Raw genomic sequence first — 15,390 nt, 5'->3', positions numbered from 1 at the left:
AACAGCCGCAAAAAGGGCGTTGTGTTTCAAGCACGAACGCCCTTTTTGTGCAGTGATGTCGGGGGAACAGCGAATTGGGGAAGCAGCTGAGGCCTGGAGATTAGCTCAGAAAGGCTTTCAGCATCCAGAGGTGTTTTTCCAGACTGCGCTGGATGGAGAGCAGCATGTCGGCGGTCGCTTCATCCTCTGCTTGTTCGGCCGTTTTGATTCCCTCCCGCAGTTCGTCCACCAGCGTCTGGAAATCGTCGATCAGGGTCTCGACCATCTGTTCGGTTGTTTCGATGCCGGATGCCTCTTCGACGCTGGCGTCCCGCAGACATTCGCCGAGAGTGGCGATCGGTTGGCCGTTCAGCATCAGGACGCGTTCAGCCAGTTCGTCGATGTGGGCGGCTGCTTCGTTGTAGAGCTCCTCAAATTTGGCGTGCAGCGTGAAAAAATGAGGGCCTTTCACGTTCCAGTGATAGTTGTGTAGTTTCATGTGCAGGACGGTCCAGTTGGCGATTTGTTTGTTCAATACACTGTGTACCTGATGTTTCATGGTTTATCCGCTCCTTAATTAAAATCATTATTATTTAATACTTATTATAAACTAATACCCCCTTTTGTCAATGGCTTCATTACCGCCAATATTTTGCTCGGTTTATCATGGAAAATAACCGGTAAGGAGAGGGGAGTGGTGAATCTGGATGTGCTGACAATCGGCGGAGTGGTGCTGGCGGGAGGCCGCAGCGGCCGGATGGGACGGCCCAAGGAACTGCTGAGCTGGAAAGGGGGCACATTGATCGGACACGTGGTCAGCGAAGTGACTGCGTTGAACCTGCCCTGTCTGATCGTCTCCAACGCCCCTGAACGGCTGCCGGAGGAAGTGACCAGGCTGGCGAAAGTGAGCATCACCGGTGACCTGGTGCCCTCCGCCGGTCCGATCAGTGGAATCGTGACGGCGTTTCGCGTGCGGCGGGAAGAAGCGCTGCTCATCCTCTCCTGCGACCTGCCGTTTGCTGACCGGGAGCAGATCGGCCGCCTGCTCGCCCATGCGCAGCAAGCGAAGGAGTGGGATGTCGTGGCAGCGCACACGGCCGGCCGGCTTCATCCGTTGTTTGCCCTGTATCACAGAAGGACGCAGCCGTTGTGGGAAGAAGCACTGCGATCAGGCCGTTATCGACTGATGGATGTGCTGGAGCGGCTGCGGATTGCCGAGACGCCGCCCGGTCTTTTGGATGACTGGGCTGCCTACAACGCCAACACGCCGGAAGAATACCGGATGGCCCTCGCGGAACAGCACGCGCGGGACATGGAGCGGAGGTAGGTTTGTTGTGAATCGCGGCTTTATCAAGCAATAGGAAAAACCCCGGCAAAACCGGGGGTTTCCTTTACGGTGCGCCCGGCATGGGCGGTAGCTATAGGGTGAAAGTCCCGAACGGGGGTTGGCTGTACCAACCGTTAGCTTAAGGCAAGGGTGTCCGCCGTGAGGCGGAATCTGAAGGAAGCCGGCGGCAAAGTCCTGACCTGAGGTACACGAACCCAATTTGAGGCTGTTGTACTCGGGCGAGCCTGCCGAACAAGGTGAAGCCCCATACAGCCAAGGAGTGCAGCAGTAAATTGGGCAGGTACATGGGACGAAAGTTACCGTCCTTACCCGGGGAGGTCTGCATGATACGCCTACTACCGTTGGCAACCGTCTCCGCGAGGGGGCGCTGAACATGCAGAAGTCAGCAGAGGCCATAGTACTCCGATAGAGGACGCTCGAAGGAGGAAGGGCCGAACATCAAGTCAACACATGTTCTAATCCCTTTCGATACGGTGCGTCGAAGCAGAATTCCGAAATGGAACTTCCTCTGAATAGTAGGGGTGAAGCCCCGAGGGTACAGAGAAGGGCTGAGCATCGTACGGCAAGCTTAGCAACATGTGTGCGAAGAGAGGAGTATCGTCAGGGGCATGCTGGAGAAAGTGCTGTCACGGGACAACCTCATGGCCGCTCTCAAACGAGTGGAGGCCAACAGAGGTGCTGCGGGAATCGACGGTGTTTCAACCGAACAACTGCGCGACTACCTTCGTCAGCACTGGGCGACCATCCGGTCGCAAATCGAGAAGGGAACCTACAAGCCGTCTCCTGTCCGCAGGGTCGAAATCCCGAAACCTGACGGGGGAATACGATTGCTAGGCATCCCTACCGTGGTAGATCGCTTCATCCAGCAGGCCATCCTGCAGGTATTGACTCCCATATTCGACCCAGAGTTCTCCGACTCCAGCTTCGGGTTCCGTCCAGGCCGCCGTGCTCACAGTGCTGTGCGGAAAGCACAACAGTACATCAACGAAGGATTCCGGTATGTGGTCGACATCGACTTGGAGAAGTTCTTCGACCGGGTCAACCATGATATCCTAATGAGCCGGGTTGCCCGCAAGGTGAAGGACAAGCGCCTTCTTAAACTAATTCGCGCTTATCTGCAATCCGGAGTCATGGTCAACGGAGTGTGTGTCACGACGGAAGAGGGCACGCCGCAAGGTGGCCCCTTAAGTCCGCTGTTGGCCAACATTCTGCTAGACGACCTGGACAAGGAGTTGGAGAAAAGGGGACACCGTTTCTGCCGCTATGCGGACGACTGCAACATCTACGTCCGCTCCAAACGTGCGGGTGAACGTGTAAAGGCAAGTGTGGAGCGATACTTGACCAGGGTTCTCAAACTCAAGGTAAATCAACAGAAAAGTGCGGTGGACCGCCCGTGCAACCGGAAGTTCCTCGGCTTTAGCTTTATTCCGGGAAAGGAAGCGCGGATACGTCTGCATCCCAAATCGATCACCCGGTTAAAAGGACGAATTCGCCAATTAACCAACCCACATCGAAGCATGACCATGCAGGAGAGGATTCAAAAACTCAACCAATACCTCATGGGATGGATCGGGTATTTTGCGCTGGCCGAGGCGAAAACCCATCTTCTGCGAATAGAGGAATGGATTCGCCGAAGGCTCCGGCTCTGTCTATGGACGCAGTGGAAACGAGTTCGTACGAGGTACCGCGAACTTCGTTCGCTTGGATTTTCTCACAACAGAGCACTGGAAATCGCAAACACCCGAAAGGGGGCGTGGCGGACAACAAAATCCCCGCACATGCACAAAGCCCTTGGTATTGCCTACTGGCAACAACAAGGGCTGATGAGTTTGATACAGCGATATTTCACACTTCGTCAAGCTTGGTGAACCGCCGTATACCGGTCGGTACGTACGGTGGTGTGAGAGGACGGGGGTTAACCACCCCCTCCTACTCGATTATCGAGAGCTACAATCCGCTCCGCATGCGTATACACGTTCATCTTGTCGGGGCGGACAAATCCGACGGCGGTGATGTTCAGCTCCTCCGCCAACTGCAGCGCCAAGTCGGTGGGAGCTGACTTGGAGAGAATGATGCCGGCACCAATCTTGGCTGCTTTGAGCAGCACCTCGGAGGAGATGCGGCCGCTGAACACGAGAATTTTGTCCTCCGTCGGCAGGTTTTCCCGCAGGCAGTATCCGTAAATCTTGTCCAGCGCGTTGTGCCGGCCGATGTCGGAGTACCTTAGCAGCGTCTGCTCCGGCGTGCACAGCGCGGCATTGTGCACGCCGCCTGTGCTGCGGTGGATGTGGGACGACGCCTGCAACTCGTCCATCAGGCGGAACACCTGCGCCGGCGTGAGCGTGACTGTGCCCGCCACCGGTTTTGCCGTTCGCGCATCGCTGAAAAAGTAAAACGACTGCCGGCTTTTCCCGCAGCAGGACGTGATTCGCCGCTTCGTGTAAAAACTGTGTGACAGTCCGGTTTGCTGATGCAGATCCACGTAGGCAAATCCGCGGCTTTCGTCGATGGACATCTGCTTGATGTCCGTGTATTGCCGGATTGCTCCCTCTGCGGCGAGAAAGCCGATCACCATTTCCTCCAGGTCGGCGGGCGTGCAGACAATCGTCGCAAACTCTTCGTCATTGAGAAATATCGTCAGCGGGTATTCCGTAACAATCTCGTCGTCTTCCCAGGCGAACCGGTCCTGCCCGATCTTCAGCACCGGCCGTCTAATCGTACTCATCAGGTTTGACATAGCAGCCTCCTTGCCGTTTCACGCAGGATGTAGCAAAATTTTGAAAGTAATGTATTGTCGAGAAAGCGCTCACATGATAGTATACTATGTGAGGTTTTACTTGTCACAAAACATTCAACTTTTCTTGCAACAGTTCACATATAGACACGGGATAGCGCACCTGTCGCCGGTTTATTTGTGAACTGCCGAAAGTGAATAGCAAACACTTGCTGTTGATGCTGAAGTAGCGACCCTGCTGATGATTAACTGCCGTGTTTCATCTGTTCCCTCCTCGGGGCCAACGCGCGGACGACGAGGAGAACTGATGGATGCGGCAGTTTTTCTTTCTGCGAGAGCCTGTTCGCGAAAGTGGACGCTCTTTACCCCGCTTAAAAGGAGATGAATCACATGCAGGAAAAATTGAAGAACCGCTGGCTGATTGCTGCGGCTGCGGTGGGAATCCACCTGTCCATCGGTTCGGTGTACGCCTGGAGCGTCTTCACCAAGCCGATCATCAACCAATTTGGCTGGGAGCTGTCGAAGGTGCAGTTCACGTTCAGCATCGCGATCCTGTTCCTGGGCCTGTCGGCTGCGTTTCTCGGCCACTACGTGGAAAAACACGGTCCCCGTAAATCAGGCACTCTTTCGTCTATCTTTTTCGGTTTGGGGATCGCCGGGTCCGGTCTGGCCATTCAATTGGAAAGCCTCCCGCTGCTGTACCTCTGCTACGGCGTGTTCGGCGGCATCGGTCTCGGGGTCGGCTACATAACGCCCGTTTCCACGCTGGTGAAATGGTTCCCGGACCGCCGCGGGCTGGCCACCGGGTTGGCCATCATGGGCTTCGGCTTCGCTTCACTGGTGGCAAGCCAGATCATGCAGGCGCTGATCGAAAGCGTAGGGATCGCCAATACCTTCTTCATTCTGGGAGCCGTCTATTTTGTCGTCATGTTTGCTTCCGCTCAATACCTCTCCCCGCCGCCTCAGGGATGGGTGCCGGAGGGCTATTCGGCTGAAGAAGGAAGCGGCAAGCAAATCAAGAAGGACCTGTGTCAGCTGACGGCCAACGAAGCGGTAAAAACCCGCCGATTCTACCTGCTGTGGCTGATGCTGTTCATCAACGTGACCTGCGGCATCGCGGTCATTTCCGTCGCCTCGCCGATGGCACAGGAGATCGTGGGCATGTCTGCGGCAATGGCATCGACGATGGTTGGCCTGAACGGCCTGTTCAACGGGGGCGGCCGGATTGGCTGGGCGACGCTGTCCGACTACATCGGTCGGCCCAACACCTACACGGCGTTTTTCCTGATCCAGCTCGTCCTGTTCTTCCTGCTGCCCAACCTGACTATGCCGGCACTGTTTATGGCGGCCATGTTTATCATCATGACCTGTTACGGCGGCGGTTTTGCCTCCATTCCGGCCTATATTGCCGACCTGTTCGGCACCAGGCAGATGGGCGCGATTCACGGTTACATCCTGACGGCATGGGCAGCGGCAGGGCTGGCCGGGCCGATTTTCGCCGCCTGGGTGCGCGAGAGCACCGGCAGCTACATCGGTACGATGACCGTCTTTGCTGCCATGTTCGCCGTCGCCTTGGTCATCTCGCTGATCATCCGACTGGACATCAAGAAATTGCGGGAGCAGGCGAAACAGAATGAAAACTCTGTTGAATTGGCTTGCTGATAGATGGTAAATTTTTAGGTAAGAGAATTTTGTAAAGGTGACATTTCGATGAATAAATACGAAGCTGAGTTCAGCAATTTAGTCAGAGCTTTCCGCAAGCGTCACATGGGCAAAGGCCCCAGCAAGATTGTGACCACGTTTTGCAAGAACTGGGCAATTTGCGAAATGGAGGGGAATCTTTCCCCGGTGGAAAAGTTCATTGCGACGGCTGATGAAGGCAAACAGATGCTTCGCGCGGCCCGCACGGAAATGGTAAAAGAAATGTACCGCAAAAACCGGCCGGTCGAAATGGAGGCATTTCTGGGCGCAAACTTCGTCGATTTATTCGTCGATATTGACATTGAACGCGATTTTGGCATGTCCATTTTCGTCTTTGATCAAGATATCGAGAAGAAGTTTAAAAACGAGTCGTGAGTCTGCGCCGAAGCAGCGACCCTGTTTGTCGGGCAGACAAGAGAGCATGGGAAACGCGCGCGTAGTTGGGACTTGGCAGCGCCCCTGCCTGAGACAACCACCGTGGACATTCTCTGTCCGATGAGAAGGGACTGGTTCATGGGTGGTTGTCTTTTTGTCGTCCTGCGCGTTACGCAGGTTCACCGGCCGACTTCAGGGGACGGGTCTTGCAGCAAAAGGAGGAACAGACGATGCACGTTCAGCGACAAACCATCAGCGTGGAGGAAGCGCTGCGCAGGCTGTTGGCGGACCTGACGCCGCTGCCGGAAGAACAGGTAGGCATTGGAGAAGCGTATGGGCGGACGTTGGCCCAGAACCTTGCCGCCACATGTGACATGCCGCCGTTTGACCGCTCGCCGCTGGATGGGTTTGCCGTGCGAGCAGCGGATACGGCCGGAGCCACACCGGATCAGCCGGTTCGCTTGCGGGTGCTGGAAACGGTCGGGGCCGGACAAGTCCCCCGGCAGACGGTAACCGCCGGAACAGCCGTCCGGATCATGACTGGCGCGATGATCCCGCCGGGAGCTGATGCCGTGATCATGTTCGAACAGACGGAGCAGCCCGGCCGGCAGCTGGAGTGGGTCGGGGTAAAACGGGCGCTTCGCACTGGAGAAAACATCTCCCGCAGGGGGAAGAAATCGCTGCCGGCGCGTGCGTGGCCCGGGCGGGAACGCGGATCAACGCGGGGATCTTGGCCGTGTTGGCGGCGTTTGGCTACGCGCAGGTTCCGGTCGTCCGCAGACCACGCGTCGGATTGATTTCCACCGGCACGGAACTGCTGGATGTGGACCAGCCGCTTGAGCCGGGCAAAATTCGCAACAGCAACGCGGTAATGCTGTCCGCCTTGATCGCCGAGGCGGGCGGCATCCCGGTGTGGTTCGGACGATTGCCGGACGATCTGGCTCTGGCCAAGCGGCAGCTGGCCAACTGTCTGGAGGAGGTCGACCTGCTGGTGACGAGCGGCGGTGTGTCGGTCGGAGACTTCGACGTAATGGCCGCGTTGGCCAACGATCCGGAGGTCACCCTGCTGTTCAACCGTGTCGCGATGCGGCCGGGCGGACCGACAACCGGCCTTTTGTTTCGAGACAAACTGGTCTGTGCGCTGTCGGGCAATCCGGGGGCTTGTTTTCTCGGCGCCCAGCTGTTCGTCCGTCCCGTGCTGCGCCGGCTGCAGGGCGACAGAGAGACTGGCCTGCGACGCATCCGGGCCACGCTGGCGGAGTCCTACACGAAACCGTGTCCCTTCCCGCGCTATTTGCGCGGTCGGCTGACGGAGCGGGAGGGAAAACTGTACGTCGTTCCCGACCACAACGACAAGGCGGGCAACCTGTCCACGCTGGGCAAAAGCGAATGCTTCCTGATCATCCCGGCAGGTGGCCGGGGCAAACAGGCGGGGGAGACCGTCGACGTGATTCCCCACGCCGCGCCGGAGTGGAGAGAGGAGGCGTAGTGCATGGCAAACAAGCCGAGCGTGCTGCAGGTGGTGGGCTATTCCAATTCGGGCAAGACAACGCTGTTGACCAAACTGATTACGCTGCTGGAGCGGGAGGGGCTACGCGTTGGCGTGATCAAACACGACGGCGGTCACGATTTTGAGTGGGACCGGCCGGGCAAGGACACATGGCGATACCGCGATGCGGGAGCGTCACTGGTGGCAATCGTCTCGCGGAGCAAGACGGCGATGCTGGAGCTGAAGCCTGTCCCGCTGCCTGTTTTGGTGGAACGAATGGCGGAAGCCGGTGCCGATCTTGTGCTGGTCGAGGGATTCAAGCAAGAGGACTACGAGAAACTGGTCGTGCTCCGCGACCCGGCGCACCGTGAATTGGTGGAGGCAGTCACCCGGCCCGTGGCTGTGGCTAGCTGGGAGCCGTTTGCGCACCCGACACTGCCGGTGTACGCCATTGACGACGCAGCGGGTGTGGCCAGGTTTATCCTGAACAGATATATAATGAAAGAACAGTAGTGGGAGCGGGCAATATGTGGCGGGTGAGATTTGTGCCCCCTGCCCGCGTCGCGTTTTGGAGCGGACATCATCCACTTCTTTGCTTGGTCGTCAAGAGAGCGAGCGGGCCCGATCACCCATGCGCCACGGACTTTGTCTGCATGCTGAGCAACCTGACATTGCAGGTTGCTTTTTTCGTTGAAAGAGGTAATTCATGTAAGAAATCTCCTTGTAAGTGAAGCATGTGGTAACTACAGCAGGATCATATACAAAAATTTTGACTGAAAAAGAGGTTTTTGCTGAGTGCTGTGAAAGAGAGTACTTGTGCGTATACATAATCAGGGAGGGATATACATGAAAACGCCATTGCCGATGCGCTGGAATCTGGAGGTGCTGTTTTCCGGCGGAAGCGAGTCCGAGTCCTTTCGCGCATTTCTCAGCATGCTGGAAGGAGATATTGCCGCACTGCAGGCGCAGGTGAGCGCCGATCGCGTGCGGATCGACGACAAGGATGCATTTGTTTCCCTGCTCACCCAAGTGCAGAGCATTGCTGTTCGGCTGAAGGAGGCGGGAGCGTTTGTCTCCTGCCTGACCGCCCAAGATGTAAAAGACGAACAGGCCAAACTCCTGAGCGGACGGGTGAAAACCGTATCCGCGTCATTCGCTGCGGCGCTGTCCAAATGGGAGGAACACCTGCTCGCGATCGACGAGCCGGCCTGGAACAAGCTGCTCGCCGCTCCGGAGGTGAAGCCGGTCGCGTTCAATCTCAATGAACGACGCAGACGGGCAAAGGAAAAGCTTCCGCCCGCTCAGGAGGTGCTGGCCAACGACCTGGCCGTGGACGGATACCACGCCTGGCAGGACCTCTACAATACCGTCGTTGGCCGCATGACCATCGAAGTGGAGGTGGATGGCGAGACGAAGCGTCTCTCCGTCGGCCAGGCCGCCAATTTGATGCACCATCCGGACCGCAGCGTCCGCGCTCGCGTTTTTGCCAAATGGAAGGAGGCCTGGGCGCAGGAGGCGGAACTGTGCGCACAGGCGCTCAATCACCTGGGCGGTTTTCGTCTGGCGCTGTACCGGCATCGGGGATGGGACTCCGTGCTGCGAGAGCCGCTGGACATCGGGCGGATGCAGGAAAAGACGCTGGACGCGATGTGGCAGGCGATCGACAACCGCAAGGATCGGCTCGTCGCGTACCTGGAGCGCAAGGCCAAGCTGCTGGGCGTGGACAAATTGAGCTGGTACGATTTGTCCGCTCCGATCGGCCGTCAGCACAAGAAGTTGTCTTATGAGGAAGGCGCTGCGTTCATCCTCGAACAGTTTGGCCGGTTCAGCCCGAAATTGGCCGCCTTTGCTCAAAACGCCTTCGAGAATGGATGGATCGAGGCAGAGGACCGGCCAGGCAAACGGCCAGGCGGCTTCTGCACCAGCTTTCCGGCCAAGGGCCAGTCTCGCGTGTTTATGACCTACGCGGGCAGCATGCAAAACGTGTCCACCCTGGCGCATGAACTGGGGCACGCCTATCACCAGCACGTCATGAACGATCTGCCCCCGCTGGCGCAAAACTACGCGATGAACGTGGCGGAGACGGCTTCTACATTTGCCGAGATGATCGTGGCGGACGCGGCGGTGAAGAACGCCGCCAGTACGGAGGAGCGGGTGGCTCTCCTGGAAGACAAAGTGCAGCAGACCATCGCCTTTCTCATGAACATCCAGGCCCGCTTCCTGTTTGAAAAAAACTTTTACGCCAAGCGGAGAAACGGGCTGGTCAGCGCAGAGGAGCTGAGTCGCATGATGCTGGAAGCGCAGAAAAAGGCGTACAGCGACGCGCTGGCCGAATACGAGCCGCTTTTCTGGGCGTCCAAGCTGCATTTTTACATCACGACGTATCCCTTCTACAACTTCCCGTACACCTTCGGCTATTTGTTCAGCCTGAGCGTGTACGCGCGCGCCCTGCAGGAGGGACCGGCCTTTGCCGACAAGTACGACGCCCTGCTGCGCGATACGGGACGGATGACCGTGGAAGAGCTGGCAAAACGGCATCTGGATGAGGACATTACCGACGTCCGGTTTTGGCAGAAGGCCGTGGATCGGGCCGTCGCCGACATCGACGAGTTTCTCCACCTGACGAAATAAAACGTGGAATATCAGCGCGAGCGGACGTCATCCCGACGATCGGATGGGAATTGATCCCGCGCCCTGCACATCAGCACATCCGCCAGGCGTCTGCCGGCGGCGTGAGGGTAACCCTCGCCGGTGTCTCAAGCTCCGGCGGGGGTTTTTATGGGACGAACGGAGCAAAAAAATTTAGGCTTGGGGTGAATGGGAAAGTACGTTAAAATGAAGGGCGTGGCGCAAGCGATCATGCGCGAGACAAGCGAGGAGGCAAACGGCGTCGTCAAACTGCCTCTTTTGCCAGAAAGGTGAGTACAATGGATCTGTGGTCAATGTTCGTAGCATTCGTGTTAGGGCTTGTGGAAGGACTGACGGAATTTGCGCCCGTCTCCTCGACCGGGCATATGATCATCGTTGACGATATGTGGCTGAAATCCAAGGAGATGTTTTCCCCCGAGGTGGCCAACACCTTCAAGGTGGTGATACAGCTCGGATCGATCCTGGCTGTGGTAATCGTCTTTCAAGAGCGCTTTTTCGATCTGCTCGGGCTGCGGAGACGCGCGACAGGCGGACAAGCCTCCGGCCGCAAACTGAAGCTGGGTCAGGTGATCGTCGGGCTGCTGCCGGCTGCCGTATTGGGCCTCCTGTTTGAGGACTACATCGACCAATACCTGTTTTCGGTGAACACCGTGCTGATCGGATTGGTGGCGGGCGCTTTCCTGATGCTGGCCGCTGATTGGTTCCGCCCGGGCAGGCCGAAAGTGGAGACGGTTGACCAGCTTACGTACAAGCAGGCCTTCTTGATCGGGTTGTTTCAATGCATTGCGCTGTGGCCGGGCTTCTCCCGTTCCGGTTCGACGATTTCAGGCGGGGTGCTGTTGGGATTGAGCCACCGCGCTGCGTCCGATTTTACCTTTATCATGGCTGTCCCTGTCATGTTGGGGGCAAGCTGCCTGTCGCTCTTGAAGCACTGGGATTCCTTCACCCTTGATGCCCTGCCGTTTTTTGCGGTCGGCTTCATCAGCGCATTCGTTTTTGCGCTGCTCTTCATCCGCTTCTTCTTGAAGCTGATCAACCGGATCAAACTGGTTCCGTTTGCCCTTTATCGCATCGTGCTGGCAGCGGTGCTGTATCTGGTCCTGATGTAAGAAAAACGGCTTTGGAGGTATCGGCGAAAGCGGACCTTCGCCGGACAAACGTAAATAGCAGTCGGGAACGATTGGGTTTTCCGACTGCTTTTTTTGTTGGCGGGGACGGATATCGTGATGCTGTTTGTCCGGGCATCGGCATATGCTGGTGGTGAGGAGGGAGTCGGATGCGGGAGAAAGCGGCGTTCGTCGTCCTAAGGATGGTGACGGGCTTGATTTTCTTTGCCCACGGCCTGCAGAAGCTGCAAAAAGGATTGGGAGTGGTGGCCGAGTGGTTCGGGAGTGTCGGACTTCCGACATGGTTGGCCTATCTGGTGACGCTGGCGGAAGTGCTGGGTGGGATGGCGCTTGTGATCGGGCTGGCGGTACGGCCTGCGTCGCTGCTTCTGGCTGTGATCATGGTCGGTGCCATCGTTACCGTCAAATGGTCAAACGGCCTGATCGGTGCGAACGGCGCAGGAGGGTACGAGCTGGATCTCATCCTGCTGGCGGTGACCATGTATCTGGCCGTCACGCAAAGAGAGGATCAGGGAGGCAAGCCTTGTGACCCTCGATTTCGCTTAAAAAACCGCTGATTCAGCGGTTTTTTTCGTGCATCCGTACACCGGCTGTTCCAGCAGCAGCAGCCAGCTAGACGTGTCTACGTTTCATTTGCAAATAGATCAACGCCCCGCGACTGCAGGATCTCCACCGCCTCCCTGACCGGCAAGCGGGGCAGGCGGAATTCGTCCGCCACCGTCTCTTCCAGCTCCCGGATGGAACCGAGCGTCAGCCGGCGCTCGCCGCCGTCAGCGTGCGTGATCAGCAGTGTGTTGTTTTTCAATGAGAGGCTGCGTTCGCTGTCCCATTGATACACATGGATGCGCAGGCAGTTGAGAAAGAAGGCGCCGGGGGCAAACGAGCGGGCGAGCGCTTTGGCGAAATCGTCCGGCTCCCGCCGCTCCTCCGGGTCAAAGTGCCAGTCTTCGTTCACCAGCTTCTCCCCCCGGTAATGCAGGTATTGGTAGCGGCCCGGCCGCTCCGCATCCGGTGTGATTCGCACCGTCTCCGGGCCAAAGCGGATGCAGTTGTCGGGATCGCGGCGAAAGCGGACCGGCTGATACACGGGGGCGGTGGAGCCCAGATCGACGTAGACCGGCTCTCCGCCCCATTCCGGCAGCCGGACGATGACCGCCGTATGGGAGGTTCCCACCGGCACGAGATGTGCAGAAAAGCCCAGATCGCGCAGCAGCCAGAGGAGATTGGCGTGGATGGCGTAGCAGGTGCCGCCAAACCCGCAGCGGACGGCGTCGGCAACAAACCGTTCAGGCGAGGGGAGGCTCTTGTTCCCCGGTCGCCGGGCCTGCAGCAGTTTGCCGACGTTTTCAAACGGAAACGCCTGCAGATGAGCGCGGCACAGTTCGCTGAGAAAGGCGTAATCGGCCGGGCGCGGCGCTAATCCCAGATGATGGAGATAGGCAGATGCCCAAGCGGGTAACCGCGACATGGAAAACCTCCTTACGAGACAGATTTCCAGGCGTGCACGGCGATAAGCGCCCAGCCGGCCAGGAACAGGACGCCGCCAAATGGCGTGATTGCCCCGAGCGCTTTGATGTTGGTGAAGCTGAGGGCGTACAGGCTGCCGGAAAAGAGCAGGGTGCCGACAGTGAAGCACCAGCCCGCCCAGGTCAGGACAGACGATTCAGGGTACCATTTGCACAGCAGGGAGACCAGCACCAGCGCCAGCGCATGTGTCGTCTGGTAGGTAACCCCGGTGTGGTAGACGCTGAGCAGGTAGTCGTTCAGTTTGCCTTTCAGCACATGGGAACCAAATGCGCCCAAGGCGACGGAGAGAAAACCGCTGATAGCGCCAAGCAATAAAAAGATACGCACGAAACATTCGCTCCTTTGTGTAACGATATGCATATATAGCGTTATTGTACCGCAATCACGGCGTTCATGCCCAATTGCAAATTGTTGAACGCGCACTTTGGCCTTTCGTCCAGACCGTCTCACAACTTGCGACATAGGATGCAGTAAGGCGGCAGCTTTCTGATGTCGCCGCCGCAGGAGGTGAGCAGCATGGGCAAATGGACAACGCTGGTGGGCGGCCTCGTAGGCGGTTGGTCCTTCTTGAAAATTCCGCTGGAAGGCACGTTCCTCTCCTTTATCGATCCTGTCGTCGATGGCGTTGGTATCGTGGCGGCAGTCGTGTTCTCGGGTGCACTCATTTATTATGGCGTACGCGACTGGATCCAAGGTTAACAACCGGATTAGTGCAGACAGCGGCAAAGACGTCCCGGCAAAAGGGGCGTCTTTGTCATTGGCCAGCTCAAAGGTGGTCGGCTTTACATCGTCGTCTTGTCGAGTGCTCTCATGCAAGCTGCTCCCATATACATAGTGGAGAGAAGAAATGGGGGGAAGCGACATGACCAACGACGAACGCAAGGAACTGGAGCGCTCGATTGAAGAAATCACGGAAATCGCCAAAGGCTTCGGCCTTGACTTTTACCCGATGCGCTACGAGATATGTCCGGCGGACATCATCTACACGTTTGGCGCGTACGGCATGCCGACGCGGTTCTCGCATTGGAGCTTTGGCAAATCCTTTTACCGGATGAAGCTGCAGTACGACCTCAATTTGAGCAAAATCTACGAGTTGGTGATCAACTCCAACCCGTGCTACGCCTTTCTGTTGGACGGCAACACGCTGATCCAGAACAAGCTGATCGTCGCCCACGTCTTGGCCCACTGCGACTTTTTCAAAAACAACGTGCGGTTCTCCAACACCAACCGCGACATGGTGGAGAGCATGGCGGCCAGCTCGGAGCGGATTCGGCAGTACGAGATCAAGCACGGCAAGGAGGCAGTGGAGTCGTTTTTGGACGCCTGCCTGTCCATTCAGGAGCACATCGATCCCAGTCTGCTGCGGCCGAAACTGCGCTGGAAGCGGGAGGTGGAGGAGACGACCGGCAAACCGGGCAAAACAGAGCGGACCACGCCGTACGACGACCTGTGGCGGCTGGATCGCACAGACGAACAGCCAGCCGATCAAGGGAAGCCGACCCGCAAGTTCCCGCCCGAACCGGAGAAAGACCTGCTGTTGTTCATCATGGAGTACAGCACTGTTCTGGAGGACTGGCAGCGGGACATCATGACAATCATCCGCGAAGAGATGCTCTATTTCTGGCCGCAGTTGGAGACGAAGATCATGAATGAAGGCTGGGCCACCTACTGGCACTTGCGCATCCTGCGGGAGTTGGACCTGACGGAAGCGGAGACGATCGACTTTGCCAAGCTGCACGCCTCGGTGATCCAACCGTCGCCGACCAGCATCAATCCGTATCATCTCGGGCTGAAAATTTTTGAGGATATCGAGGAGCGCTGGGATAACCCGACCAAGGAAGAGCAGGAGCGCTATGGACGCAAGCCGGGACAGGGAAGGGCAAAGATTTTCGAGGTGCGCGAGTTGGAGTCGGACATCAGCTTTCTGCGCAATTACCTGACCAAGGAGCTGGTCGAAAAGCTGGACTTGTACCTGTTCGGCAAGCAGGGAAACGACTGGGTGGTGACGGAAAAATCCTGGGAACAGGTGCGGGACGGCCTGGCCGCGACGCGTGTCAACGGCGGCTTTCCGTACGTCATGGTCGAAGACGGCGATTACCTGCGGGCCGGCGAGCTGTACCTGAAGCATTACTACGAAGGATTGGAGCTGGATGTCAAGTACCTGGAAAAGACGCTGCCGTACATCTACCAGCTTTGGGGCAAAAACGTCCATCTGGAGACGGTGATCGAGGAGCGTGCGGTGCAGTTTACCTACGATGGAAAAAAGGTGCACAAACGGTTTTTGTAAATGAGTAAAGATATAGATAGAAGACAAAAAAAGGCACAGCCCAGACTCCCCCCTCACCGCGGCTTACAAAAGCAAAGCCCCAAACCCCCTGATCAGCAGGGAAGTTTGGGGCTTTGCTTTGCCACAATTTCCCTTTGTTTTCCAAGCGGACTCAAGTATTTTCAATAGCACTTG

Annotated in this window: 16 protein-coding genes; 12 read left to right on the top strand and 4 right to left on the bottom strand. The window is 57.3% G+C overall.

The window, feature by feature from the left end; all coding sequences use genetic code 11:
- Window positions 1–100: 100 nt before the first annotated feature.
- The gene (locus Q7F15_RS15795) at window positions 101–538 is read right to left on the bottom strand and encodes a Dps family protein (RefSeq protein ID WP_304414604.1); all 438 of its coding nucleotides are present in this window, start codon (window positions 536–538) and stop codon (window positions 101–103) included.
- 138 nt (window positions 539–676) lie between these two features.
- On the opposite strand from Q7F15_RS15795, the gene mobA reads away from it, so the two are divergent.
- Both mobA and ltrA read left to right on the top strand, forming a co-directional pair.
- Window positions 677–1,306 carry a molybdenum cofactor guanylyltransferase gene (gene mobA, locus Q7F15_RS15790; protein ID WP_304414603.1) on the top strand — a complete coding sequence of 210 codons (630 nt, stop codon included), beginning with the start codon at window positions 677–679 and terminating at the stop codon, window positions 1,304–1,306.
- A gap of 629 nt (window positions 1,307–1,935) precedes the next feature.
- The gene (gene ltrA, locus Q7F15_RS15785; RefSeq protein WP_212133750.1) at window positions 1,936–3,195 is read left to right on the top strand and encodes a group II intron reverse transcriptase/maturase; all 1,260 of its coding nucleotides are present in this window, start codon (window positions 1,936–1,938) and stop codon (window positions 3,193–3,195) included.
- Window positions 3,196–3,242: 47 nt separating this feature from the next.
- Here the strand turns inward: ltrA and fdhD are convergent, their stop codons facing one another.
- Window positions 3,243–4,064 carry a formate dehydrogenase accessory sulfurtransferase FdhD gene (fdhD, locus tag Q7F15_RS15780; protein WP_230076578.1) on the bottom strand — a complete coding sequence of 274 codons (822 nt, stop codon included), beginning with the start codon at window positions 4,062–4,064 and terminating at the stop codon, window positions 3,243–3,245.
- Between the two features lie 387 nt (window positions 4,065–4,451).
- On the opposite strand from fdhD, the gene Q7F15_RS15775 reads away from it, so the two are divergent.
- The 8 genes from Q7F15_RS15775 to Q7F15_RS15740 all read left to right on the top strand — a co-directional run bounded on the left by Q7F15_RS15775 (window position 4,452) and on the right by Q7F15_RS15740 (window position 11,959).
- Complete coding sequence (locus Q7F15_RS15775; protein ID WP_171566618.1) at window positions 4,452–5,723, top strand: L-lactate MFS transporter; 1,272 nt, start codon at window positions 4,452–4,454, stop codon at window positions 5,721–5,723.
- A gap of 48 nt (window positions 5,724–5,771) precedes the next feature.
- On the top strand, window positions 5,772–6,137 hold the full coding sequence (locus Q7F15_RS15770; RefSeq protein WP_171566619.1) for a Na-translocating system protein MpsC family protein: 366 nt from the start codon (window positions 5,772–5,774) through the stop codon (window positions 6,135–6,137).
- A 230-nt stretch (window positions 6,138–6,367) separates the two neighbouring features.
- Entirely contained in the window at window positions 6,368–6,934 is a 567-nt protein-coding gene (locus tag Q7F15_RS15765) for a MoeA family protein (RefSeq protein ID WP_304414602.1), read from the top strand.
- Window positions 6,874–7,626 carry a molybdopterin molybdotransferase MoeA gene (locus tag Q7F15_RS15760; protein WP_304414601.1) on the top strand — a complete coding sequence of 251 codons (753 nt, stop codon included), beginning with the start codon at window positions 6,874–6,876 and terminating at the stop codon, window positions 7,624–7,626. The genes Q7F15_RS15765 and Q7F15_RS15760 overlap by 61 nt, the downstream gene beginning before the upstream one ends.
- A gap of 3 nt (window positions 7,627–7,629) precedes the next feature.
- Window positions 7,630–8,139: a molybdopterin-guanine dinucleotide biosynthesis protein B gene (gene mobB, locus Q7F15_RS15755; protein WP_304414600.1), complete on the top strand. Its 510-nt coding sequence runs from the start codon at window positions 7,630–7,632 to the stop codon at window positions 8,137–8,139.
- A gap of 333 nt (window positions 8,140–8,472) precedes the next feature.
- Window positions 8,473–10,257 (top strand): M3 family oligoendopeptidase, encoded by a 1,785-nt coding sequence (locus tag Q7F15_RS15750; protein ID WP_171565863.1) that lies wholly within the window; start codon window positions 8,473–8,475, stop codon window positions 10,255–10,257.
- A 296-nt stretch (window positions 10,258–10,553) separates the two neighbouring features.
- Window positions 10,554–11,384 carry an undecaprenyl-diphosphate phosphatase gene (locus tag Q7F15_RS15745; RefSeq protein ID WP_212133514.1) on the top strand — a complete coding sequence of 277 codons (831 nt, stop codon included), beginning with the start codon at window positions 10,554–10,556 and terminating at the stop codon, window positions 11,382–11,384.
- 167 nt (window positions 11,385–11,551) lie between these two features.
- Complete coding sequence (locus Q7F15_RS15740) at window positions 11,552–11,959, top strand: DoxX family protein (protein WP_304414599.1); 408 nt, start codon at window positions 11,552–11,554, stop codon at window positions 11,957–11,959.
- 65 nt (window positions 11,960–12,024) lie between these two features.
- On the opposite strand, the gene Q7F15_RS15735 is transcribed toward Q7F15_RS15740, so the two are convergent.
- Together Q7F15_RS15735 and Q7F15_RS15730 are read right to left on the bottom strand one after the other, a co-directional pair.
- Window positions 12,025–12,870, bottom strand: coding sequence for an arylamine N-acetyltransferase (locus tag Q7F15_RS15735; protein ID WP_304414598.1), 846 nt, complete (start codon window positions 12,868–12,870; stop codon window positions 12,025–12,027).
- 11 nt (window positions 12,871–12,881) lie between these two features.
- Window positions 12,882–13,256, bottom strand: a complete 375-nt coding sequence (locus Q7F15_RS15730) for a DUF423 domain-containing protein (RefSeq protein WP_304414597.1) — start codon at window positions 13,254–13,256, stop codon at window positions 12,882–12,884.
- A gap of 189 nt (window positions 13,257–13,445) precedes the next feature.
- Here Q7F15_RS15730 and Q7F15_RS15725 point away from each other — a divergent pair, with 189 nt between their 5' ends.
- Both Q7F15_RS15725 and Q7F15_RS15720 read left to right on the top strand, forming a co-directional pair.
- Window positions 13,446–13,628 (top strand): hypothetical protein, encoded by a 183-nt coding sequence (locus Q7F15_RS15725; protein ID WP_171565858.1) that lies wholly within the window; start codon window positions 13,446–13,448, stop codon window positions 13,626–13,628.
- Window positions 13,629–13,791: 163 nt separating this feature from the next.
- Window positions 13,792–15,216, top strand: coding sequence for a SpoVR family protein (locus tag Q7F15_RS15720; RefSeq protein WP_171565857.1), 1,425 nt, complete (start codon window positions 13,792–13,794; stop codon window positions 15,214–15,216).
- Window positions 15,217–15,390 lie beyond the last annotated feature (174 nt).

The sequence above is a fragment of the Brevibacillus aydinogluensis genome (assembly GCF_961514395.1).
In the GTDB taxonomy this organism is placed as follows: Bacteria; Bacillota; Bacilli; order Brevibacillales; family Brevibacillaceae; genus Brevibacillus; species Brevibacillus aydinogluensis.
The sequence above is the reverse complement of the archived record's forward strand: the minus strand, read 5'-3'. Positions and strand labels throughout refer to the sequence as shown.